This window comes from Mesorhizobium sp. WSM4841, from assembly GCF_055811515.1.
The window spans coordinates 24,538-47,498 of record NZ_JBVVQC010000026.1; the positions used below are offsets into that span (position 1 = coordinate 24,538).

General features: G+C 62.5%; 24 protein-coding genes. 15 read left to right on the plus strand and 9 right to left on the minus strand.

Annotated elements, in window-relative coordinates:
- Positions 1–49: 49 nt before the first annotated feature.
- Positions 50–1,108, plus strand: a complete 1,059-nt coding sequence (locus AC0L14_RS25115; RefSeq protein WP_473751074.1) for a glycerophosphodiester phosphodiesterase family protein — start codon at positions 50–52, stop codon at positions 1,106–1,108.
- A 124-nt stretch (positions 1,109–1,232) separates the two neighbouring features.
- On the opposite strand, the gene AC0L14_RS25120 is transcribed toward AC0L14_RS25115, so the two are convergent.
- Positions 1,233–2,105: an aldo/keto reductase family oxidoreductase gene (locus AC0L14_RS25120; protein WP_473751075.1), complete on the minus strand. Its 873-nt coding sequence runs from the start codon at positions 2,103–2,105 to the stop codon at positions 1,233–1,235.
- A 94-nt stretch (positions 2,106–2,199) separates the two neighbouring features.
- Here AC0L14_RS25120 and AC0L14_RS25125 point away from each other — a divergent pair, with 94 nt between their 5' ends.
- Positions 2,200–3,108 carry a LysR family transcriptional regulator gene (locus AC0L14_RS25125; protein ID WP_473751076.1) on the plus strand — a complete coding sequence of 303 codons (909 nt, stop codon included), beginning with the start codon at positions 2,200–2,202 and terminating at the stop codon, positions 3,106–3,108.
- A 78-nt stretch (positions 3,109–3,186) separates the two neighbouring features.
- Here AC0L14_RS25125 and rpsI read toward each other — a convergent pair whose 3' ends face one another.
- The 3 genes from rpsI to AC0L14_RS25140 form a co-directional block, all read right to left on the minus strand.
- Complete coding sequence (gene rpsI / locus AC0L14_RS25130; RefSeq protein ID WP_023717316.1) at positions 3,187–3,669, minus strand: 30S ribosomal protein S9; 483 nt, start codon at positions 3,667–3,669, stop codon at positions 3,187–3,189.
- 1 nt (position 3,670) lies between these two features.
- Positions 3,671–4,135, minus strand: coding sequence for a 50S ribosomal protein L13 (rplM, locus tag AC0L14_RS25135; protein WP_023798353.1), 465 nt, complete (start codon positions 4,133–4,135; stop codon positions 3,671–3,673).
- A gap of 232 nt (positions 4,136–4,367) precedes the next feature.
- Positions 4,368–4,832, minus strand: a complete 465-nt coding sequence (locus AC0L14_RS25140) for a PaaI family thioesterase (protein ID WP_473751077.1) — start codon at positions 4,830–4,832, stop codon at positions 4,368–4,370.
- Between the two features lie 178 nt (positions 4,833–5,010).
- Here AC0L14_RS25140 and AC0L14_RS25145 point away from each other — a divergent pair, with 178 nt between their 5' ends.
- The 6 genes from AC0L14_RS25145 to AC0L14_RS25170 all read left to right on the plus strand — a co-directional run bounded on the left by AC0L14_RS25145 (position 5,011) and on the right by AC0L14_RS25170 (position 9,360).
- Positions 5,011–5,832 (plus strand): enoyl-CoA hydratase, encoded by an 822-nt coding sequence (locus tag AC0L14_RS25145; RefSeq protein WP_473751078.1) that lies wholly within the window; start codon positions 5,011–5,013, stop codon positions 5,830–5,832.
- 2 nt (positions 5,833–5,834) lie between these two features.
- A complete protein-coding gene (locus tag AC0L14_RS25150) occupies positions 5,835–6,257 on the plus strand; it encodes a VOC family protein (protein WP_473751079.1) in 423 nt (140 codons plus the stop codon).
- A gap of 12 nt (positions 6,258–6,269) precedes the next feature.
- Positions 6,270–7,046: an AAA family ATPase gene (locus AC0L14_RS25155; protein WP_473528362.1), complete on the plus strand. Its 777-nt coding sequence runs from the start codon at positions 6,270–6,272 to the stop codon at positions 7,044–7,046.
- A complete protein-coding gene (locus AC0L14_RS25160) occupies positions 7,043–7,564 on the plus strand; it encodes a CoA-binding protein (RefSeq protein ID WP_473751080.1) in 522 nt (173 codons plus the stop codon). Before AC0L14_RS25155 ends, AC0L14_RS25160 begins: the two co-directional genes overlap by 4 nt.
- Before the next feature lie 143 nt (positions 7,565–7,707).
- Positions 7,708–8,988, plus strand: a complete 1,281-nt coding sequence (locus tag AC0L14_RS25165; protein ID WP_473751081.1) for an O-acetylhomoserine aminocarboxypropyltransferase — start codon at positions 7,708–7,710, stop codon at positions 8,986–8,988.
- Between the two features lie 21 nt (positions 8,989–9,009).
- Complete coding sequence (locus AC0L14_RS25170) at positions 9,010–9,360, plus strand: cupin domain-containing protein (RefSeq protein ID WP_473637676.1); 351 nt, start codon at positions 9,010–9,012, stop codon at positions 9,358–9,360.
- Here AC0L14_RS25170 and AC0L14_RS25175 read toward each other — a convergent pair whose 3' ends face one another.
- Positions 9,361–10,614, minus strand: a complete 1,254-nt coding sequence (locus AC0L14_RS25175; protein WP_473637677.1) for a cytochrome P450 — start codon at positions 10,612–10,614, stop codon at positions 9,361–9,363.
- A gap of 158 nt (positions 10,615–10,772) precedes the next feature.
- Between AC0L14_RS25175 and AC0L14_RS25180 the strand changes: the two genes are divergently transcribed.
- Positions 10,773–11,870, plus strand: coding sequence for an NAD(P)/FAD-dependent oxidoreductase (locus AC0L14_RS25180; protein WP_473751116.1), 1,098 nt, complete (start codon positions 10,773–10,775; stop codon positions 11,868–11,870).
- 245 nt (positions 11,871–12,115) lie between these two features.
- Here AC0L14_RS25180 and AC0L14_RS25185 read toward each other — a convergent pair whose 3' ends face one another.
- Positions 12,116–12,361, minus strand: coding sequence for a hypothetical protein (locus tag AC0L14_RS25185; RefSeq protein WP_473488883.1), 246 nt, complete (start codon positions 12,359–12,361; stop codon positions 12,116–12,118).
- 335 nt (positions 12,362–12,696) lie between these two features.
- Here AC0L14_RS25185 and clpP point away from each other — a divergent pair, with 335 nt between their 5' ends.
- The 4 genes from clpP (at position 12,697) to AC0L14_RS25205 (ending at position 18,080) form a co-directional block, all read left to right on the plus strand.
- On the plus strand, positions 12,697–13,326 hold the full coding sequence (clpP, locus tag AC0L14_RS25190; protein ID WP_292393103.1) for an ATP-dependent Clp endopeptidase proteolytic subunit ClpP: 630 nt from the start codon (positions 12,697–12,699) through the stop codon (positions 13,324–13,326).
- Positions 13,327–13,619: 293 nt separating this feature from the next.
- Positions 13,620–14,894, plus strand: a complete 1,275-nt coding sequence (gene clpX / locus AC0L14_RS25195; protein ID WP_029353486.1) for an ATP-dependent Clp protease ATP-binding subunit ClpX — start codon at positions 13,620–13,622, stop codon at positions 14,892–14,894.
- A 308-nt stretch (positions 14,895–15,202) separates the two neighbouring features.
- Positions 15,203–17,614 (plus strand): endopeptidase La, encoded by a 2,412-nt coding sequence (gene lon / locus AC0L14_RS25200; protein WP_292186529.1) that lies wholly within the window; start codon positions 15,203–15,205, stop codon positions 17,612–17,614.
- Between the two features lie 193 nt (positions 17,615–17,807).
- A complete protein-coding gene (locus tag AC0L14_RS25205) occupies positions 17,808–18,080 on the plus strand; it encodes an HU family DNA-binding protein (RefSeq protein WP_023798342.1) in 273 nt (90 codons plus the stop codon).
- A gap of 252 nt (positions 18,081–18,332) precedes the next feature.
- Here AC0L14_RS25205 and AC0L14_RS25210 read toward each other — a convergent pair whose 3' ends face one another.
- Entirely contained in the window at positions 18,333–19,355 is a 1,023-nt protein-coding gene (locus AC0L14_RS25210; RefSeq protein WP_473751082.1) for an aldo/keto reductase, read from the minus strand.
- Positions 19,356–19,658: 303 nt separating this feature from the next.
- On the opposite strand from AC0L14_RS25210, the gene AC0L14_RS25215 reads away from it, so the two are divergent.
- Entirely contained in the window at positions 19,659–20,402 is a 744-nt protein-coding gene (locus tag AC0L14_RS25215) for a creatininase family protein (RefSeq protein WP_473751083.1), read from the plus strand.
- A 276-nt stretch (positions 20,403–20,678) separates the two neighbouring features.
- On the opposite strand, the gene AC0L14_RS25220 is transcribed toward AC0L14_RS25215, so the two are convergent.
- A complete protein-coding gene (locus AC0L14_RS25220; protein ID WP_473751084.1) occupies positions 20,679–21,596 on the minus strand; it encodes a carbohydrate ABC transporter permease in 918 nt (305 codons plus the stop codon).
- Positions 21,597–21,609: 13 nt separating this feature from the next.
- Positions 21,610–22,731 (minus strand): carbohydrate ABC transporter permease, encoded by a 1,122-nt coding sequence (locus tag AC0L14_RS25225; protein ID WP_473751085.1) that lies wholly within the window; start codon positions 22,729–22,731, stop codon positions 21,610–21,612.
- 28 nt (positions 22,732–22,759) lie between these two features.
- Here AC0L14_RS25225 and AC0L14_RS25230 point away from each other — a divergent pair.
- A partial coding sequence (locus AC0L14_RS25230; RefSeq protein WP_473751086.1) for a hypothetical protein occupies positions 22,760–22,961 on the plus strand: 202 nt, incomplete at its 3' end.

Sequence of the window (22,961 nt, forward strand, 5' to 3'; positions counted from 1 at the left end):
GTCACGTGCGTCGCTTAACCGGGTTCCCATCCGGTACGGAGCGATTCTCATGCAAAAGACCTGGCTGAACCTTCTGCTTTCTGCCGCCCTGGTGCTCGTCACAGGCTCGGCATCGGCAGGCGAAACACGCGCCAGACAGATTCTCGACCGTTTCGAACACGCCAACCAATGGCGCGACCATGTCATGGTGGCGGCACACCGCGCCGGCAGCATGCAGGCCCGCAAGACGCTCTATGCGGAGAACTCGATCGCCGCCGTCGAGGCATCGATCGCGCTTGGTGCCGAAATCGTCGAGGTCGACGTCAGGCGCTCCAAGGACGGCGAGTTCGTCGTCATGCACGACAGCTGGCTCGATCGCACGACGAACTGCAAGGGCGAGGTGGTCAAGCGCACGCTGGCCGAACTCAAGACCTGCAGACTGGTGATAGAGGGCACTGGCGCCGTCACCGATGAGCCGGTTTCGACGCTGCGCGAGATGCTGGTGGCGACCAAGGACAGGATCCTCATTAACATCGACAACAAGCTCGACGTCGACAGCCTGGCCGGCATGATCGCGGTTGCGCGCGACCTGGGCATGGCCAAGCAGGTGATCGTCAAGGAAAACCTGTGGAACCCGGCCAGGATCACCACTGTCAAGGCCGCCATGGGCGCGATCGGCAGCGGTTTCCAGTTCATGCCGATCATCGCCGACGACGCGGTTCGCGACGCCGGTTTCGCCGAGAAAGTCAGCGGGGCCTTTTCGCCGCGCGCGGTCGAGATGATCAACTGGCGGGCCGGCGCGGAGGCGTTGACCGACACCGGCGGTCCGCTGTTCAGCCCCCGCATGCGCGCGGCGGCGATAAGGGGCGACTGGCACATCTGGGCCAATACCTACGCCATCGTCAACAAGCCGGGCGGCTTTCTCGCCGGCGGGCGCGGCGACGAACTGGCGGTGCTCGCCAGTCTGCCGCGCGAGACGTACGGCTTCTGGGCCGAGCGAGGCGCCACAATCATCCAGACCGACGAGCCGAAGGCGGCGATCGACTGGCTGGCGGCAAACGGCTACCGCGTGCCATATTCTGATGAGTCGCGACCGGCGGAGCCGGCGAACACCGCGAGCATCAACTAGACGTGGTGGCTGAAGCTGCCGATCTTCCCCCTTGTGGGGGAGATGCCCGCAGGGCAGAGGGGGGGCGCTGTCCCGCCAGCCTGTCGATCGGCGGAGATTGGCTCGTTGCCGCTTTCGCCAATCCTCATGCAGCCATCGCTACTCCGTCCAGCTCCCTGACGGCATCCTCCGGCAGATCGAGTTCGGCTGCGGCGAGGTTCTCCCGCAAATGCGCAACGGAAGACGTGCCGGGGATCATTAGGATATTGGGCGCGCGACGGAGCAGCCAGGCGAGCGCGACCTGCATCGGCGTGGCGCCCAGGCGCTGAGCGACGCCGGATAGGGTAGACGACTGCAGCGGGTTGAAGCCGCCGAGCGGAAAGAACGGCACATAGGCGATACCGTTGCGGGCGAGTTTTTCGATCAAGGCATCGTCGCCCCTGTGCGCCAGATTGTATTGGTTCTGCACGCAGACGATCCTGGCGATCCGTCGCGCCTCTTCGATCTGCGCTGACGTGACATTGCTTAGCCCGATGTGACGCACCAAACCCTGCCGCTGCAACTCGGCCAGCACAGTGAACGGCGCCTCGATCGACCCTTCGGCAGGGCCATGCGCGTCGAACATGATCCTGAGATTGACCACGTCCAGCACGTCGAGCCCGAGATTGCGCAGATTGTCGTGCACCGCCTGGGTCAGCGCTTCGGCCGAGAAGGCCGGCAGCCATGATCCGTCTTCGCCGCGCCGGGCGCCGATCTTGGTGACAATGACGAGGTCGTCCGGATAGGGCGCGAGCGCCTCGCGGATGAGCAGATTGGTGACGTGCGGCCCGTAGAAATCGCTGGTGTCGATGTGGTTCACCCCAAGCGCAACGGCTTCGCGCAGCACGGCCAATGCCGCGCCATGGTTCTTGGGCGGACCAAATACGCCGGGTCCTGCGAGCTGCATGGCGCCGTAGCCGAGTCGCTTCACGGTGCGGTCGCCGAGAGTGAACGTGCCGGAAAGGTCAATGCTGGACATAGTCTATCTCCGTTCAAGATGACGCTGAGATAGGCGCTGTCAGATCTCACGATAATTGGGTACATTCCGCACGGGCTGTACGGAATATCGAACAATGAAGATCGACCTCGGAGACCTGAACGCCTTCGTGGCCGTAGCGCGGGCCAAGGGTTTTCGCGATGGCGCCCGGGCGAGCGGCGGCAGTGCGTCGGGCTTGAGCGAGGCGGTGCGCCGCCTCGAGACGCAGCTCGGTGTCAGGCTGCTCAACAGGACGACCCGCAGCGTCGTCTTGACCGAAGCGGGCGCGAGCCTGCTGGCCCGGCTCGGCCCAGCCTTGACCGAGGTGGAATCGGCCCTCGACGTTGTGAATGGCTTCCGCGACAGGCCGGCAGGTACGTTGCGCCTTAATGTGCCGGTCAGCGCGGCGCGGCTGGTGCTGCCCAGCATCGTCCCGGGGTTTCTCGCTGCCTATCCCGGCATCCGGCTGGAGGTGATCGCCGAGGAGAGCTTTGTCGACGTGCTGGCGGCAGGCTGCGATGCCGGGATCCGTTACGACGAGCGGCTGGAACAGGACATGATCGCGGTGCCGATCGGACCGCGCCTGCAGCGCTTTGCCACCGCCGCCAGCCCTGCCTACCTTGATCGCCATGGCCGGCCGGAACACCCGCGCGACCTGCTCGGCCACGTCTGCCTGCGCGGCCGCTTCGCCAGCGGGGGGATGCCGCCGTGGGAATTCGAGCGTGCCGGCGAGGTGGTGCGGGTCGATCCGACGGGGCCGCTTCTCGTGACCCTGGGTGGAGCGGCCGATCTCGCCGTCGATGCAGCCATCGCCGGTACCGGCATTGTCAGCCTGTTCGAGGACTGGCTTCGCCCTCACTTTGGGAGCGGTGTGCTCGAACCCGTCCTCGAACCTTGGTGGCAGAGCTTCCCCGGGCCGTTCCTCTATTATCCCGGCCGGCGTCTCGTGCCAGCGCCGTTGCGGGCGTTTATCGACTTCATCAAAGTACCGGCCGATCGTTCCTAAATTTGGGCCAGGTTAGTATCACCAAAAGAAAGGGCCGCCCGGAGGCGGCCTTTTCGAATGTCTGAAGCTGCGCAGTGCTTAGCGCTTCGAGAACTGGAACGAGCGGCGGGCCTTCGCCTTGCCGTACTTCTTGCGCTCGACGACGCGGCTGTCGCGGGTCAGGAAGCCGCCCTTCTTGAGCACGGCACGCAGCGCCGGCTCGTAATAGGTCAGCGCCTTGGAGATGCCGTGACGCACGGCACCGGCCTGACCGGAAAGGCCGCCGCCGATGACCGTGGCGACGATGTCGTACTGGCCGGCGCGGTTGGCGGCGATGATCGGCTGGTTGAGGATCATCTGCAGGACCGGGCGTGCGAAATATTCGGCGAACACCTTGTCGTTGACGACGATCTTACCGGAGCCGGGCTTCACCCAGACACGCGCGATGGCGTTCTTGCGCTTGCCGGTGGCATAGGCGCGGCCCGACTTGTCGAGCTTCTGGACATGGACGGGTGCCGCCGGCTGCGTGTTGGTGTTGCCGGTGGCAGTTCCGAGTTCTGCGAGCGAGGAAAGCTCAGCCATTTTACGAAACCTTCTTGTTCTTGGCGTTCAGCTTGGCCACGTCGAGCGTGACGGGCTGCTGGGCGACATGCGGATGTTCCGTGCCTGCATAGACGCGGAGATTCTTCATCTGGCGACGGCCGAGCGGGCCACGCGGGATCATGCGTTCGACGGCCTTCTCGACGACACGCTCGGGGAAACGGCCCTCGAGCAGCTGGCGCGCGGTGCGCTCCTTGATGCCGCCGGGGTGGCCGGTGTGCCAGTAATAGACCTTGTCGGTGAATTTCTTGCCGGTGAACACCACCTTGTCGGCGTTGATGACGATGACGTTGTCGCCGTCGTCGACATGCGGGGTGAAGGTGGGCTTGTGCTTGCCGCGAAGATGATTGGCGATGACAGTGGCGAGACGGCCGACGACGAGACCCTCGGCGTCGATCAGCACCCACTTCTTCACCACATCCGCAGGCTTCTGCGAAAAGGTTGCCATGGATTGTTGCTTTCGGTTCGGACCTTCCCCGTCGACGAACGACAAGGAAAAGCGTTTCTTGTTGCTTGGATTGACGCCGAGCGCTCGCCCGCCGCCAATTAACAAAACGGCGGCCTTTGGCGGGCCGCTGTTCCGTGAGGGCTTATAGGCGAGGGGGGTTATCGCGTCAAGGCTGGTGAAAACCAATATGGCAGGCAAAACATAGTAAAAACAAAGGTTTGAGCGAAAGGTATTATTTTACCACGTCGTCAAACCGCTTCGGCGGGATCGAATAGGTTCCCGTCGCGTGCGCTACCGTATGTCCGTCCGGTCCGGCGACGATGTCGATTTCGAACACCATCAGGCTCTTGCCCAGCTTCAGGATCCGGCAATGGCCGTCGATCGGTCCGGCCTCGGCTTTGCGGACAAAATTGATGTTGAGATTGGTGGTCACCGAAAGCGCATCCGGCCCGGCATGCGAAAGCACGCAGACATAGCCGCCAATGTCGGCCAGCGTGAACAGCGACGGGCCCGACACGGTTCCGCCGGGGCGCAAATGCCGCTCGTCGGCATTCAGGCGCACCGTGCAGCCGCCCGGAAACACGTCGATCGCCTCGTAGAAGGTGAACCGGTCGTTGAGCTGCGGATAGACGGTCTCCATCAGCGCATTGACTTGCGCGGCAGTCAGCACCGGCTTGAGATTGTCTTGGGCGGGCATAGGCGGTTTCCTATATACGGCGCCGTAGGGCCGGCGGTCTCAAGGCGAGGGCGCTTGGCTGAGGCCGCGCAGCCGAGAAAACACGTCTCAAGGCTGTTCTTCAATCGGCAGCGTGCTAGTTCTTTTGTTCCATGGCCCGCGAATCCGACGCCCGCTGGCCGATAAAGAGGTTGGAGACATGGCTGAAATCGTCGCCATCAACCCGGCTGTTGCCGAAGGTCCTGTTGTCGCGAGGCTGGACAAGGGCGTGCTCCGCCTCACGCTCACCAATCCGCCGGCCAATGCCCTGTCGCTGGCGGTGATGGCGGCGCTGACGGCTGAACTCGACCGCGCCAAATCAGACAGATCCGTCCGCGTCATCATCCTGGCGGCGGCCGGAAAGGTGTTCTGCGCCGGACACGACCTCAAGGAAATGACGGCGCACCGCGCCGACGCCGATCGCGGCAAGGCATTCTTCGAGGAGACGTTTTCCGCTTGCGCGGCACTGATGCAGGCGATCGTGCGCCATCCCAGGCCGGTGATCGCCGAGGTCGATGGTCTGGCGACGGCGGCCGGGGCGCAACTGGTCGCGAGCTGCGATCTGGCGATCACCTCGCATGAGGCGACCTTCTGCACGCCCGGCGTCAATATCGGGCTGTTCTGCTCGACGCCGATGGTGGCGCTGTCGCGCAACGTCTCACGCAAGCAGGCGATGGAGATGCTTTTGACCGGCGAGACGATCGATGCGGCGACGGCCAAGGAATTCGGCCTAGTCAATCGCGTCGTGCCGCGCGAATATCTGAATCAGATTGTCACCAAATACGCGCAAACCATTGCTGCAAAATCGGCCTTGGTCGTGAAGACCGGCAAGGAGGCCTTCTACGCGCAGGCCGAGATGGGGCTGGCCGAGGCCTATGCCTACACTGGCCGCGTCATGGTCGACAACATGCTGGCGCGCGACGCGGAAGAGGGCATTGGCGCCTTCATCGGCAAGCGCAAGCCGGAATGGACGGACGACTAGACATGGAACCCCGCATCTCCATCATTACCATCGCCGTCGACGATCTCGAGCGCGCCACACGCTTCTACGAGGCGATGGGCCTGACCCGCCATGCCGACATCACCGACGGCGTCGCCTTCTTTCAGATGGGCGGCGTCATTCTCGGCCTGTTCCCGCGCGAAAGCGCCGAAGCGGATTCAGGCATCACCTTCGGCCCGGCGCCGTCGGCGATCTACCTCGCCTACAACACCCGCTCGGACACTGAAGTCGATCACGTGCTTGCGATGGCCGAGAAGGCCGGGGGCCGCATCGTCAAGCCGGCCGGCCGCGCGTTCTGGGGCGGCTGGTATGGTTATTTCGCCGACACGGAGGGGCATGTCTGGGAGGTGGCGCACAATCCGGCTTTTCCGATCGCGGAAGACGGCAGCATCTCGCTGCCGGGCTGATCCCACTGCCAGATGGCATATCGCAAGCAACTGACGCGACTGAAGGCTCCCTATCTCAAGCGCATCCTGATCGAGCCGGCGCGGGTCGAAGATTGGGAAAAATATCCGTGGAACCTGCCGATCTTCCGCGGCCACGATTTCGAACTCGAATTCACCACGCCGATCACCATCATCGTCGGTGAGAACGGCACCGGCAAATCGACATTGCTCGAGGCGATCGGCGCGCTGGCCGGATACGATGAGGCCGGCGGCGGCAAGGGCTACATGCCCATCGACCACTCCCGCGCCATCGACAAGAGCGGCGCGGCACTGGCGGAAACGCTGCGCGGCCACTGGCTGCCGAAGGTCACCGCCGGCTGGTTCTTTCGCGCCGAATCTTTTTACGCCGTCGCCCGCTATCTCGATCAGGCCGCCGTCGACGCCCATGCGGCGCCGCCCGATTTCCTGTCCTGGTCGCATGGCGAGGGTTTCATCCGGTTCTTCGAGGAGCGCTGCCGCCGGCAAGGTATCTACATCCTCGACGAGCCGGAAAGCGCCTTGTCGCCGACGCGCCAGATCGAGCTTCTCAAGATGCTGCGGCGGATGGATCTATCAGGCACGGCGCAAGTGATCATGGCGACGCATTCGCCGCTGCTGATGGCTTGTCCCGGCGCGCGGCTGTTCCGCATCACCCGGTTCGGGCTCGACCCGACCGATTTCCACGATACCGATCATTTTCGCATGATGCGCAGTTTCTGCAACGACCCGGATGGTTTTCTCGCCGAAGCTCTGTATGAGGACGAGGCATGAACCATGACGCCTACGACAATGCCTATATCGCCGGCATCCTCAATTCGGTGAAAACCATCGCCATGGTCGGCGCGTCCGCCAACGATGTGCGGCCGAGCTACTTCGTGCTGAAATACCTGCTGGGCAAGGGGTTTTCGGTGTTCCCGATCAACCCCGGCCAGGCCGGCAAGGAAATCCTTGGCCGGATGACCTATGCCAGGCTCGCCGATGTTCCCGAGCCGATCGACATGGTCGACGTGTTTCGCGGCTCGGCGGCAGTGCCGGGCGTCGTCGACGAGATCTTGCGGCTCGACCCGTTGCCGAAAGTCATCTGGATGCAGCTTGGCGTGCGCCACGACGAGGCGGCCGCGCGCGCCGAGGCCGCCGGCATCAAGGTGGTGATGAACCGCTGCCCCAAGATCGAATATGGCAAGCTGTCGGGCGAAATCGGCTGGACCGGCGTCAACTCAGGCGTGTTGTCGTCGAAGAAGCCGCTGATGCGGCCGGGATTCCAGAGTTTTGGCGTCCGCCAGAAGTAGGTAGTGAATAGTGAATAGTGAATAGAAGGATTTTTCGGGAAGGCGGGCAAAGCGGCATATGAGCCGCTTGCAATCAGGATGGGGCTGGCCGACTTTGCCATCACCATTCACCATTCACCACTACCACTCAGGGGAGATCTTCGATGACCCGCACGCCCGGTTTCAACACGCTCGCCGTCCATGCGGGTGCCAAGCCCGATCCGGCGACCGGCGCGCGTGCCACGCCGATCTACCAGACGACCTCCTTTGTCTTCGATGATGCCGACCATGCCGCCTCGCTGTTCGGGCTAAAGGCCTTCGGCAACATCTATACCCGGATCATGAACCCGACGCAGGCGGTGCTGGAAGAGCGTATCGCGGCGCTCGAAGGCGGCACGGCGGGGCTGGCGGTGGCGTCGGGCCATGCCGCGCAGGTGCTCGTCTTCCATAATCTGATGCAGCCCGGCGACAATTTCGTCGCCGCGACAAGGCTTTACGGCGGCTCGATCAACCAGTTCGGCCACGCCTTCAAGAATTTCGGCTGGCAGGTGCGCTGGGCCGACACCAACGACGTCTCGACCTTCGAAAGCCAGATCGACGAAAAGACCAAGGCAATCTTCATCGAGAGCCTGGCCAATCCGGGCGGTGTCTTCGTCGACATCGAGAAGATCGGCGATATCGCCCGCAAGCACGGCCTGCCACTGATCGTCGACAACACGTTGGCCTCGCCCTATCTGGTGCGGCCGATCGAGCATGGCGCCGACATTGTTGTGCATTCGCTGACCAAGTTCATCGGCGGCCACGGCAATTCGATCGGCGGCGCCGTTGTCGACGGCGGCACCTTCGACTGGTCGAAATCCGGCAGATATCCGATGCTGTCGGAGCCGCGCCCCGAATATGGCGGCCTCGTCCTGCACGAGACCTTCGGCAATTTCGCTTTCGCCATTGCCGCGCGCGTGCTCGGCCTGCGCGACATGGGCCCGGCGATCTCGCCCTTCAACGCATTCCTGATCCTGACCGGGCTGGAAACCCTGCCGCTCAGGATGCAGCGCCATTGCGACAATGCGGTCACTGTCGCCGGCTGGCTGTCCAACCACCCGAAGATCGCCTGGGTGTCCTATCCCGGCCTGCCCAGCGACAGCAACAATGCGCTGCAGAAGAAGTACTCGCCGCTTGGCGCCGGTGCGGTGTTCACCTTCGGCCTGAAGGGCGGCTATGCGGCGGGCATCAAATTCGTCGAGGCGCTCGAACTGTTCTCGCACCTCGCCAATGTCGGCGACACCAAGTCGCTGGTCATCCACCCGGCATCGACCACGCATCGGCAACTGTCGGACGAGCAGAAGGTCGCCGCCGGCGCTGGGCCGGATACGGTCAGGCTCTCGGTCGGCATCGAGGATGTCAACGACATTGTCGCCGATCTGGAACAGGCCCTCGCCAAGGTTTGATCCCCGCTGGAAGGAGTTTCCATGACTGCGCCGAAATTTCTCTCGGTCGATATTGAAAGCGTCGAACCGGAACTTGGTGCGCCGGCGCCGGATCGCCTGATTTCAGGCGATCCAAAATTCCGCACCTGGAATGTCGAGGAGCAGGACGGCGGGCTCTATGCCGGCATCTGGGAGGCGACGCCGGGCAAATGGCGCATCGAGTATGACGAGTGGGAGTTCTGCCACATCCTGTCGGGCGTCTCGGTGATATCAGAGGACGGCGGCGAGGCGCGCACCGTCAGGGCCGGCGACAGTTTCGTACTTAGGCCGGGGTTTAAGGGAAGCTGGGAAGTGCTTGAAACGACTCGCAAGGAGTATGTGATCAAGCTTTGATCACCGTCCGGTGTGCACGACGAGCGTTTCCAGCCCGTGGAAATGATAGGTATCGCGGAAGCGCGGCTGTTCGGCAAGATGGAGCTGGGGTAGGCGCTCGAACAAGGTTTTCAGCGATACCTGCAATTCGAGCCGGGCGAGCGGCGCGCCGATGCAGAAATGAATGCCGGCGCCGAACGAGACGTTCTTCTGGTCCGCACGATCCGGCCGAAAGGCGAGGGGCTCGGCAAACGCAGCCGGGTCGTGGTTGGCCATGCCGAGCAGCAGGCCGATCGTCTCGCCCGGCCGCACGATCACGCCTGGCCCGGCCTCGATCTCTTCATAGGCATAACGCGTGAACATGTGCAGCGGCGCGTCGAAGCGCAGGCATTCCTCGACGGTCGCTGCGGTCGTTTCCGCGGACATGAAGAAGCGGCGCGGGTCGCCGCCTTGCGCAAGGATCGAGCGCACCGCATTGCCGGTCTGATGGACGGTTGCCTCGTGGCCGGCATTGAGCAGCAGGATAGCCGAGGACACCAGTTCATCCTCCGAGAGTTTTTGGTTGTCCTCCTGCGCCGAGATCAGCAGCGACAATAGATCGTCGCCGGGGTTTTTGCGCCGCTCGGCAACATAGCCGCGCAGGAACCCCGAAAAGTCGCGCGCGGCGCGATTGGCCGTCTCTTCCGTTTCGCGCGTGCGGCCGTGCATGTACATGGCGACCATCTGATGCGACCAGCCGAGCAGTTGCGGCCCCATCTCGACCGGCACGCCGAGCATTTCGGCAATGATGGTGATCGGCAAAGGCGATGCGAAAGCCGGCAGCAGGTCGACCTGGTCCGGTTCGAAACGGTCGATCAGCTCGTTGGCCAGCGCCTCGACGCGCGGCCTGAGGCGCTCGACCTGACGCGAGACGAAGGCGCGGTTGACCAGCGTTCTGAGCCTGGTGTGAACGGGCGGTTCCAGCTCCAGCATCGAATTGGCCTCGATACCGTCGAAGGCGTTGAGATGCGTGCGATCCCGGCCGATGCCGCTTCTGTCCGGGATGCCGGCCGGGTTCTGGCGGCCGAAGCGGCGGTCGCGCAGCAGCCGGCTGACGTCGTCGAAGCCGCCAAAGCACCAGAAGCCGAACTCTTCCCAGAAGAAGGCGTTCGATGCGCCATGCATGAAGGCATAGGCCTCATAGGGGTTCTGGAAGAAAGCAGGCTCGTGCGGGTCCAGTCGCACATGGCGGGTGCCTGGATCGAAGGCAAGATAGGTCAGCATCAATTTGGTCATGCCAGACAATTAACGCGGCTTGCCAGCTTGATGCCAGACCGTATCTTGGCGCCCGGCAATCTGATGCGTGTCGCCCAAAAGTGTGAAGCGGTTTTGGGACAACGACATGCACAAAAAAGCGTTGAGCCGGCCGGCGCGGCTGCGGAAAGACTGACTTGATGAATGTGATCGTGGTTGGCGCAGGCATTGCAGGGCTTTCGACGGCCTGGTCGCTGGCTAAGGCCGGGCACCGGGTCACGATCGTCGAGCAGGGGTCGATTCCCAATCCGCTTGCCGCCTCAGGCGACCATCACCGCATCATCCGCCGCGCCTATGGTGCAGCGGCGGGCTATGGCCGGCTGATCACCGAGGCCTATGAGGCCTGGGACGAGATGTGGGCCAATCTCGGCGAAAACCATCTCGACCGGCGCGGCTTCATCTGCATTTCGCGGGAGCCGGGAGACGAAGCCGAGGAATACCGCGAAGGCATGGAAGCCGGGAACTACCCATTCGAACTGTTCGAGCCGGACGCCGCGGTTAGACGCTGGCGGTTCCTGGAGCCCGGCTCGTTCCGCTACGCGTATTTTTCGCCGGACGGCGGAGCGCTGCATTGCCGCAGGATCGCCGCCGGTCTGGCCATATGGCTGCGGGCCAACGGCGCCAACGTCTACGAGAACAGCAAGGTGACGGAGGTCGACGCCGAGGCTGGCCGCCTCGTGCTTGAAAGCGGCGAGACGATGCAGGCCGACCGCATCGTGGTCGCCGCCGGCGCCTGGGTGCTGAAACTGTTTCCGGAACTGGGCGGCGACCTGAAGACCTGGCGCACCGCGCTCGCCTATGTCGAACCGCCGGCGGATCTGAAAGCGGCATGGCGTTCGGCCCCGGTCATCCTCAATGTCGGCGGCGCCGTCGACGGCTACGTGATCCCGCCGTCCGGCGGCGCCGGCATGAAATTCGGCTCAGGGCTGCACAAAGTGCCGACCAGCGACGCCGACTGGAACCGCCAGCCGGTGGCGGGCGAGGGCGAGGCGATCCGCGACCTGTTTTCGCCGCCGATCGCCCGTGTCGAGGAATACAAGGTCACCGAGGTCGCCACCTGCGCCTACACCTTCACCGCCGACGAAAAATTCCTGGCGCATGAGAAGGGCAAGTGCCTTGTTGTCTCGGCCTGCTCCGGCCACGGCTACAAATTCGGCGCAGCGGTCGGTCGGCGTGTCGCGGCTTGCGTCGACGACGGCGATTTCGGCGGGCTGAAGAAATGGCTGCGGGCGGAATAGTTTCCAATCGCCAACGCCAAACAGGCTAAAATCTGCAATGGCTGCTAGCCGCCTAGAGGGTAGAAGAAAAGCGCTATGGCTGCGATCGTAAGCAAAACGAAAAAGACGGCATATGCGTAGGCTGTCGTCGGTTCGGATGCGCTTTTCCATTTCAGCGATGAAGCATCGTACAAATCATATCGCGTAAAAACAAACGCGGCGGCTATTCCAAATACAATCACAACCGACACCAGCATGTTTTGCCGTTACCCCCTGCAGTGCCTTAGCGTATACACGCGCCGCCAGCTGGACGAACCGTCCCTGACCATCACGCGGCGCACCACTGTCTGGTAGGAGGCGGGAACCTCGATGATGCGTCGCTGTTCAGGCTGCACCAGAACCTCTTCGGCGATGCTCTCATGCTCGGCGGCACCAACGACGCGGCGCCTGCGCTCCGGCTGCAGCACCACGGTCTCGGCCACGTGGTCGAGGAAGTCAGTTTCCCTGATCACGGCACTTCCCCTGTTTGAGCCTTCAGCGCAAGTTCAACGTTGAATTGTAGGGGAAGCCGCATCGCGGGAAAGCAGTTTCGAGATATTTCGTTAAGCGACGCGGTTAAGAAAGTGCTACGCAGCCGTGCTGCTTCAACAGCAGCAGATGGCTGCCGAAATAGCCTCGGGCGAATTCTGTGCAGAAAGCTTGATTCGACTTAACCGGATGGCTAGGAGGGGCGGCCTTGCGCTAGGGTGAGCCGACATCCTATTTACAGGACAACGATCCAGAACCGATTCTGCCCGACTTGCTAATTTCCCGGCGCCGGAATCCCACCTTTGAAAAGGGATAGTCCATGAAAAACCCCATCGAAACCTACATGAACCTCGTTCCGATGGTGGTCGAACAGACCAATCGCGGCGAGCGGGCCTACGACATTTTCTCGCGGCTCCTGAAAGAGCGCATCATTTTCATCACCGGCCCGGTCGAGGACGGCATGGCGACGCTGGTCTGCGCGCAGCTCCTGTTTCTCGAGGCGGAGAATCCGAAGAAGGAAATCAACCTCTACATCAATTCGCCTGGCGGCGTCGTCACGTCCGGCATGGCGATCTACGACACCATGCAGTTCATCAAGCCGGCGGTAGCGACGCTGTGCATCGGCCAGGCGGCCTCGATGGGTTCGCTGCTCTTGACCGCAGGCGAGAAGGGCATGCGCTTCGCCACGCCGAATGCCCGCATCATGGTCCACCAGCCTTCCGGTGGCTTCCAGGGCCAGGCTTCCGACATCGAGCGCCACGCCCAGGACATCATCAAGCTGAAGCGCCGTCTCAACGAGGTCTATGTCAAGCACACCGGCAAGAGCTACGACGAGATCGAGAAGACGCTCGACCGCGACCATTTCATGACCGCCGACGAGGCCAAGGATTTCGGCCTCATCGACAAGGTCATTTCGTCGCGCGAGCCGGCTGAGGTTGCCGCCGCATAAGCCTGGTGGCAGTGGATGGTGGGAAAACACGCTTTTGATGCCGCTTGCGGCATTTCGGCCACAATTGGCTGTTCCCTCGACGGGAGCAATTGCCTACGTTAAGCCTATGTTGATTTTCGACGGCTTAGCTTTGTGTGGGGTTGGTGCGAATCATTGCGACGTTTTCTGATATGTGTTTCGTATGGAATGCGTTGCGGGAGCCGGAATACTGGCGGCGGCGATTTCCCGCGATAGATTGAGTTATGCGCCCTTTCAACCAGACCATCGGCGGGCGGCTATGAAAGGACATGAAAATGAGCAAGGTCGGCAACAACGGCGGTGATTCCAAGAACACGCTTTATTGCTCGTTTTGCGGCAAAAGCCAGCACGAAGTCCGCAAGCTGATCGCCGGCCCGACGGTGTTCATCTGCGACGAATGCGTCGAGCTCTGCATGGACATTATCCGCGAGGAGAACAAGACCTCGATGGTGAAGTCACGCGAGGGCGTGCCGACCCCGCAGGAGATCCTCAAGGTTCTCGACGACTACGTCATCGGCCAGCCCTACGCCAAGCGCGTGCTGTCGGTGGCCGTCCACAACCATTACAAGCGCCTCGCGCATGCCGGCAAGAACAACGACGTCGAGCTGGCGAAGTCCAACATTTTGCTGATCGGCCCGACCGGTTGCGGCAAGACGCTGCTTGCGCAGACGCTGGCCCGCATCATCGACGTGCCGTTCACCATGGCCGATGCGACGACACTGACCGAGGCGGGCTATGTCGGCGAGGATGTCGAGAACATCATCCTGAAACTGTTGCAGTCGGCCGACTACAATGTCGAGCGCGCCCAGCGCGGCATCGTCTACATCGATGAGATCGACAAGATCTCGCGCAAGTCGGACAATCCTTCGATCACCCGCGATGTGTCGGGTGAAGGCGTCCAGCAGGCGCTGTTGAAGATCATGGAAGGCACGGTCGCCTCCGTCCCGCCGCAGGGCGGCAGGAAGCATCCGCAGCAGGAATTCCTGCAGGTCGACACCGCCAACATACTGTTCATCTGCGGCGGCGCCTTCGCCGGCCTCGACAAGATCATTTCGGACCGCGGTCGCAAGACCTCGATCGGCTTCGGCGCCACCGTCGCTTCGCCCGAGGATCGCCGCACCGGCGATGTTTTCCGCCTGGTCGAGCCCGAAGATCTGTTGAAGTTCGGCCTCATTCCCGAGTTCGTTGGCCGTCTGCCGGTCCTGGCGACGCTGGAGGACCTCGACGAGCCGGCGCTGATCCAGATCCTGACCGAGCCCAAGAACGCGCTGGTCAAGCAGTATCAGCGGCTGTTCGAGATGGAGAATGTCGACCTGACCTTCCATGAGAATGCGCTGTCGGCGATCGCCAAGCGCGCCATCGAGCGCAAGACCGGCGCGCGCGGCCTGCGCTCGATCATGGAAGCGATCCTGCTCGACACGATGTTCGAGCTGCCGGCGCTGGAAGGCGTGCGCGAAGTGGTTATTTCGGAAGAGGTGGTGTCCGGCAACGCCAGACCGCTCTACATCTATTCCGAGCAGAAGGAAAAGAAGGGCAACGTCAGCGCCTGACGTGAGCCTCTGCAGTGGAAATTCTTCAAACGGCGCCGCGAGGCGCCGTTTTGTTTTGCGGACGGGCCGACCTATGATGAACGGATTGTGACAGATTGGATGAACGGATTGTGACAGATTGGATGAACGGTTTCGTGTTGACCCTTGATCTTTGCCCCCCGTGCCTCCAACTAACGGAGGAAGGCCGGGGTGCCGAATTCTGTGCTGTAAAACTCCCGTCACAAACGGTGGTAGGCGGAACGATCCTCGGTCGTTAATATGAGATTCGCGGTTGGCCGATTGGCGGTCGCGACATGAAAGGTTGGACAATGGCCAAAATATCCAAGGCTCCCAGCGACGGCGTCTTCGCAGTCCTCCCACTGCGCGACATCGTGGTGTTCCCGCACATGATCGTTCCGCTCTTTGTCGGGCGTGAAAAGTCGATCAAGGCGCTGGAGGAGGTGATGGGTCAGGAAAAGCAGATCCTGCTTGCGACCCAGATGAATGCCGCCGATGACGATCCCGAGTCCGATGCGATCTTCGACATCGGCACGCTCGCTAATGTGCTGCAATTGCTGAAGCTGCCGGACGGCACCGTTAAGGTGCTGGTCGAAGGCGCCTCGCGCGCGAAAATCGTTTCGTTCACCGACCGTCCCGACTTCCACGAGGCCCGCGCCGCGGCGCTGGTCGAACCGGATGAGGAAGAGGTCGAGGTCGAGGCGCTGGCCCGTTCCGTCGTCACCGACTTCGAGAACTACGTCAAGCTGAACAAGAAGATCTCGCCCGAAGTGGTGGGTGCCGCCAGCCAGATCGACGACTATTCCAAGCTCGCCGATACGGTTGCCTCGCATCTTGCCATCAAGATCCCCGAGAAGCAGGAGATGCTGGCCACGCTTTCGGTCAAGGAGCGGCTGGAAAAGGCGATGGGCTTCATGGAAGCCGAAATCTCCGTCCTGCAGGTTGAGAAGCGCATCCGCTCGCGCGTCAAGCGCCAGATGGAGAAGACGCAGCGCGAATACTACCTCAACGAGCAGATGAAGGCGATCCAGAAGGAGCTCGGCGAGGGCGAGGACGGCCGCGACGAGGCCGCCGAGATCGAGGCGCGCATCAAGAAGACCAAGCTCTCCAAGGAGGCCCGCGAAAAGGCGGAAGCCGAGCTGAAGAAGCTGCGGACGATGTCGCCGATGTCGGCTGAATCGACCGTCGTGCGCAATTATCTCGACTGGATCCTGTCGATACCATGGGGCAGGAACTCCAAGGTCAAGCAGGATCTGGCCTTCGCGCAGAACGTGCTCGACACCGACCATTTCGGCCTCGACAAGGTCAAGGACCGCATCGTCGAGTATCTCGCCGTGCAGAGTCGCCAGAAGAAGCTGAAAGGGCCAATCCTGTGCCTCGTCGGACCTCCCGGCGTCGGCAAGACCTCGCTCGGCAAGTCGATCGCCAAGGCGACCGGCCGCGAGTTTATCCGCATGGCGCTGGGCGGCGTGCGCGACGAGGCTGAAATCCGCGGTCACCGGCGCACCTATATCGGCTCGATGCCCGGAAAGGTCATCCAGTCGATGAAGAAGGCGAAGAAGTCCAACCCGCTCTTCCTGCTCGACGAGATCGACAAGATGGGCCAGGATTTCCGCGGCGACCCGTCGTCGGCCTTGCTTGAGGTGCTCGATCCCGAGCAGAACTCGACGTTCATGGACCACTACCTCGAGGTCGAATACGACCTGTCGAGCGTGATGTTCGTGACGACGGCGAACACGCTGAACATCCCTGCGCCCTTGATGGACCGCATGGAGATCATCCGTATCGCCGGCTACACCGAGGACGAGAAGATCGAGATCGCCAAGCGCCACCTGATGCCCAAGGTGATCCGCGATCATGCGCTGCAGCCGAAGGAGTTCTCCGTCGGCGAGGACGCGATCCGCGGCATCATCCAGACCTACACCCGTGAAGCGGGCGTCAGGAGCCTGGAGCGCGAACTGATGAAGCTCGGCCGCAAGGCGGTGACCGAGATCCTGAAGACGAAGAAGAAGACGGTCGACATCACGGCGGACAATCTCGCCGATTACCTTGGTGTTCCGCGCTTCCGCTTCGGTCAGGTCGAGGCCGACGATCAGGTCGGCGTGGTCACCGGGCTCGCCTGGACGGAAGTCGGCGGCGAGCTGCTGACGATCGAAGGCGTCATGATGCCCGGTAAGGGTCGTATGACGGTGACCGGCAATCTGCGCGATGTGATGAAGGAATCGATCTCGGCGGCGGCCTCCTATGTCCGCTCGCGGGCTATCGATTTCGGCGTCGAGCCGCCGCTGTTCGACAAGCGCGACATCCACGTCCACGTGCCCGAGGGCGCAACGCCCAAGGACGGGCCGTCGGCGGGTGTGGCGATGGCGACGGCGATCGTCTCGGTGCTGACCGGCATCCCGGTCAGGGCCGATGTGGCGATGACCGGCGAAATCACGCTGCGCGGCAGGGTGCTGCCGATCGGCGGGCTCAAGGAGAAGCTGCTTGCAGCGCTGCGCGGCGGCATCAAGAAGGTGCTGATCCCGGAAGACAATGCCAAGGATCTGGCGGAGATTCCGGACAACGTGAAGAACGGTATGGAGATCGTTCCGGTCGGGCGGGTCGGTGAAGTCTTGCGCCATGCGCTGGTGCGTATGCCGGAGCCGATCGATTGGGTTGAACCGGTCAATGCGCCGGCTGCGGTGGATGCCGGAGACGACGCCGGCAAGTCGCTAGCTCATTAGCACCTTCTAAAGTTGCAATGCACAAGAGAGAGCCGGGCCGAGCGCCCGGCTTTTTCATGTGAAAAACCCCGGAATTCCGCGGTTTTTTCGACTCTTTTGACGCTTTTCGACTTGGTTGCGGAAGCGCTTCTTTCTAAAGTCCGTTTCCTGCCGGATGAGTCTACGTTCCGGTTTCTCATGGAAGGGAATTTTTATGAACAAGAACGAACTGGTGTCCGCTGTCGCCGATGCCGCGAGTATTTCGAAGGGTGACGCGCAGTCGGCGGTTGATGCGGTGTTCTCCGTCATCACCGGCGAACTGAAGAAGGGCGGCGATGTCCGGCTTGTCGGCTTCGGAAATTTCACCGTGTCAAAACGCGCTGCCTCGACCGGCCGCAATCCTCAGACCGGCGCGGAAGTGCAGATTCCGGCGCGCACCGTGCCGAAGTTTTCGGCCGGCAAGGGCCTCAAGGACGCAGTCAACTAAGAGACTGTTTGGAAACTCTACTCTGGCGGCCATCTGATGGCGTTTTCTGCGCTTCCGGTGCTCACGGACCCAAATGTCCGCTGCGCGCCGGTTCTCGAAACCACCACCATATGACTCGCCAGAGCGAATTTCGAAACAGTCTCTAAGCGCCTTCGTACCCTTTTCAGAGATCAGAAAAGCCGGGCATGCCCGGCTTTTCTTTTGGCCTACCTTTTTCGGCCGGTATCGTCGAGGCGATGGGAGCAGGCGGCTTTATGCAGTTGGCGCATCGGCGCGCATCAGCTCTTCCTTCTTGAGATCGGCCCAGAGTGCTGGTGGCAGCTTCGCGTCGAGCAGCGACCGGTTGCTTTCGACCTCGCTCGGCCGCTGTCCGCCGGGGATCACCGACACGACCGAAGGGTGCAGCAGCGGAAATTGCAGTGCCGCCTCGATCAGGCGCACGCCATGGCGTTTACAGACGGCCTCGATGCGCGTGACGCGGTCGATGATGTCCTGCGGCGCCTCGGAATAATTGTAATGGGCGCCGGGCTTCGGTCCGGTTGCCAGGATGCCGGAATTATACGGCCCGCCGAGAACGATGCCTATGCCGCGCTTCTGGCATAGCGGCAGGAAGTACTGCAGCGCCTCCTGCTCCAGCAGCGTATAGCGCCCGGCTAGCAGGAAAAGGTCGAAGTCGCCACGCTCGGCAAGTGTCTGGGCAACCTGCCATTCGTTGATGCCGCCGCCGAACGCCTTGATGACACCCTGATCACGCAAGGCCAGCAGCCCGTAATAGCCCGAGCGCATGAACTCCTCGATGCGTTGGTCCGAGGCCTCCTTGCTGCCATGGGTGAAGATGTCGACGTCATGCACGAAAAGAATGTCGATGCGGTCGACGCCGAGGCGCTCGAGCGAGGCTTCGAAGGAGCGCATGACGCCGTCATAGCTGTAGTCGTAGACCTCGCGGCGCGACGGCGTGTCGAAGAACTTGCCGATGCCGGTCCGTTGGTCCGGCGGGCAGGCGCGCATGATGCGGCCGACCTTGCTCGACAGCACGTAGTCGTCGCGCTTTTTCGAGCGCAGGAACGGATTGAGCCGCGTTTCCGACAGGCCAAGCCCGTAGAGCGGCGCGGTGTCGTAGTAGCGGCAGCCGACTCGCCAGGCGGTCTCCAGGGTGGCGTTGGCATCCTCGTCGGAGACGGCGCGATAAAGGTTTCCGAGCGGCGCCGTGCCGAAGCCGAGTTCCGTGAAACTGATGCCGCCATTGCCGATGCGGTCGAAATGCCGTGTCTTCATGTCCTGCCTTTTCCTCACCTACGCAACTGCCTGACACTATCACGCCTGGGGCGCTGCAAAAGCACTCCGAGCCGTTGGACACGAACTTTCACGGTGATAGCATGAGCAAAAACAAGCTGTTCGGGGAAAAAATGGCCCAAACATTCAGGCAAGTTTCGGGTTCCGGGAAATTGGTCGAACCATCGTGACCAATGCCGGCACAGATCTGTTCAGAATTGCGCTCGACGAGCTTGGCACTGTGCTGGCTCGGATCGGCGAAAGCCGTATCGACGCCGCCCGCCACACCAACATGGAGTAGGCGTCATGCGCTACGAGCTGATGCTGCCGCACCAGATCCGCAAGGCGATCGCCGAGAACTGGCCGGTCGCGCTCCCGCTCGGCGTGCTCGAATACCACGGTGAGCACATGGCCGTCGGCATGGATACGCTGGCGGCGGTCAAGATGCTGGAGCTGTTCGAAAAGGAAGCCGACATCGTCATCCTGCCAGCCTTCTACTATGGCGCGGCGAGCTACGCGGTGGCGCCGCCGGAGGGCAATGGCTCGGTTCAGGTCGGCGGCAGGGCGCTGGCGCCGTTCGCGGAGGAACTGTTCTACAGCCTATTGCGCATCGGTTTTCGCAACATCCACGCCATCATTCACCACCAGACCGAGAATTTTGCCGCCGGTATGCCGACCGATCTCGCCTTCAAGACCGCCGGCCGCCAGGCGATCTTCCGTTTTCTGGAGAAGGAGCGCGGCGAGGGCTGGTGGGGCTCCGAGGCGATGGCGGGCTACTATGCCGAGCACGCCGAGGGCGCCAATTTCTTCAACTGGATACAGGTGCATCCGCTGATGCCGGCTGCAATGAACGGCCAATATCCGTTTGACCATGCCGGCATCGGAGAAACGTCGCTGATGCTGGCGCTGTGCCCGGAAGCGGTGGACGCCGGCCATTTTACCGACAATACGGGATGGTACACTGCGACCGCTCCCGACGCCTCGGCGGAACTGGGGCAAAAGGGCGTCGCCATGATCCTCGGTCATCTGCGGGCGATACTGGCGCGCTAACGGACGCGCCTTTTCGAGCGTTGCAGAAGCGCAGAATGAAAGCCGTAGCGATCCTTCGCGCCCCCCTCTGTCCTGCCGGACATCTCCCCCACTTGGGGGGAGATTCGCTGTTTCAGCGCCCCGCTCGTTCCTGCGGCGTTGGAGATTAGCGAAAACCGGCGTGACGGCCGATCTCCCCCCGTGTGGGGGAGATGTCCGGCAGGACAGAGGGGGGCGCTGTCCCGCCGGCGTTCAGAAGGCTATCCACAGTTGCAACGTCGGAGGAGTGGCGAGGGCTTACTTCACCGCGCCCGCGGTCATGCCCATGATCAGATAGCGCTCCAGCGCGATGCCGATGACGGCGAGCGGCGTGATCGCGGCGGCGGCGAGTGCGGCCATCGACCACCAGTTGATGCCCTGCGAGCCGGTCTGGCTCGCCACCATGACGGGAATGGTCTTGGCGTCGGTCGAGGTCAGTAGTGCGGCGAAGAAATACTCGTTCCAGCACAGCACCATCGCCAGGATGAAGGCGGCGACCATGCCCGGCAGCGCGATCGGCATGACAATGCGGAAGAAGGCGCCCCAGATCGACAGGCCGTCGACGAGGGCTGCTTCCTCCAGTTCGACCGGGATCGAATTGAACTGGTCGCGCATGATCCAGATGACGATCGGCAGCACCATCAGCGTGTAGAGCAGGATCAGCCCGATGCGCGTGTCGAGCATGCCGACTTCCCGGTACAGCACGAGAAAGGGCAGGGCGAGCACGACCGGCGGCAGGATCAGCTGCGACAGGAAAAAGAAGGAGATGTCCTCATTCTTGAACCAGGCGAAGTGATAGCGGTAGCGGGTGAGGCCGTAGGCGGCGAGACTGCCGATGACAATGGCGAGGCTCGACGCGCCGACCGAGGTGATGACCGAGTTCATGAAGCGCTTGATGAACTCGTCGCGCACCGTCGAGGTCCGGAAGATCGAGTCCGGCGACAGGCCGAGCGAGCGCCAGCCCTTCCAGTCCGGCCAGAAGTCGACGAACGGGATGAGATGGCCCTGGGTGACGTCGACCGCGGTTTTGAACGAGGTGGTTATCGTCCAGTAGATCGGGAACAGGCAGATGAAGGCCCAGAACGCCAGCGCGCCATAGATGAAGACGCGGTTGGCGAAAAAGCTCGCCGGCGAGTGGATTTCGGAAGCGGCATACTCGGTGGTCTGAACGCTCATGTCGCCGCCCCTATCAGTTGACGTTGCGCACGAAGCGGTTGGCGAATTTCAACAGCCACGTCACGAATACGATGATGATGATGAGGTAGGCCATCGCCAGCATGGTGCCGTAGCCGACATTCGAGCGGTCGCGATACTCGCGATAGATGAAGCTCGATACGGAATCGGTCGCGCCGCCCGGGCCGCCGGAGGTGACGGTGATAATGATGTCGGCAAGCTTCAATTTGAAGATGATGCGCAGGATGATCGCCGTCACCGACACCGGCAGCATCAGCGGGAAGGTGACCTGCCAGAAGGTCTGCCAGGCATTGGCGCCGTCTACCCTGGCCGCCTCAAGAACTTCGCGCGACATCGCCTGAAGGCCGGCGAGCAGCATGATCATCATGAACGGGATGAACGTCCAGGCATCGAGCACCATGATCGAGATGCGGGCGGTGATCGGGTTTGAGAAGAAGGCGGGATTTTCCCAGCCGAGCTGGCGCGCCAGGGTTGCGGCCGGCCCGAACCGGTATTCCATCAGCGACTTGCCGATCATCCACGACACCGCGACCGGCGACAGCATCAACGGCATGAGGAAGACGACACGGAAGAATTTGCGCGCCTTGATCTGTGCGTTGAGCAGCAAGGCAAGGCCGAAGGCGATGACATATTCGACCAGCACCGCAAGCACATAGAGCACCATGTTGAACAGCGCGTTGCGGTAGTAGGGGTCGGCCAGCATCTGCCAGAAATTGTCGAGCCCGTTGAACTTCCGGCCGGAGAAGGAACTGAGGTTCCAGTCGGTCAGCGCGATGTAGAGGCCGAACAGCGTCGGGAAGATCACCATGGCGACGGTGAACAGCAGCGCCGGCAGCAGGAACAGCGCGCGCTGGCCGTCTTCGCCGCGTGTCAGCACCTGGCCGATGCCGAGTGCTGTACCCCACAGCACATAGGCATAAACGACCGGCCGCCAGGTCTCGAAGCCGACTGCATTGACGTCGGTCTTGTACAGGATCTGAACTGCGATCACCGCCAGAAGGCCGAGCGTCGCAGCAGCCATCAACGCCCGGCCGAGCCGCTTGCGGCCCGGCGATATCAGATCGGATGGAGCGGCGTTTGCCGGCCACGCATTGGTGGGCAAAGTCTGGTCAGCCACGCGTCTCGTCCGTTCACTGAAGGCTTTTATGACCGGCTGGCCGATCAAGCTGCGGTGCCGCCGGCGGGCGGGCGCCCGCCCCCGGGCGGCCGGCCGCCCCGCGGCGGGGGGCCGCCCCCCCCCCCCCCCGCGCGCCGCCCCCCCCCCCCCCCCCCCCCCGCGCCGCCCCGCCCCCCCCCCCCCCCCCCCCCCCCCCCCCCCCCCCCCCCCCCCCCCCCCCGACACGGTGT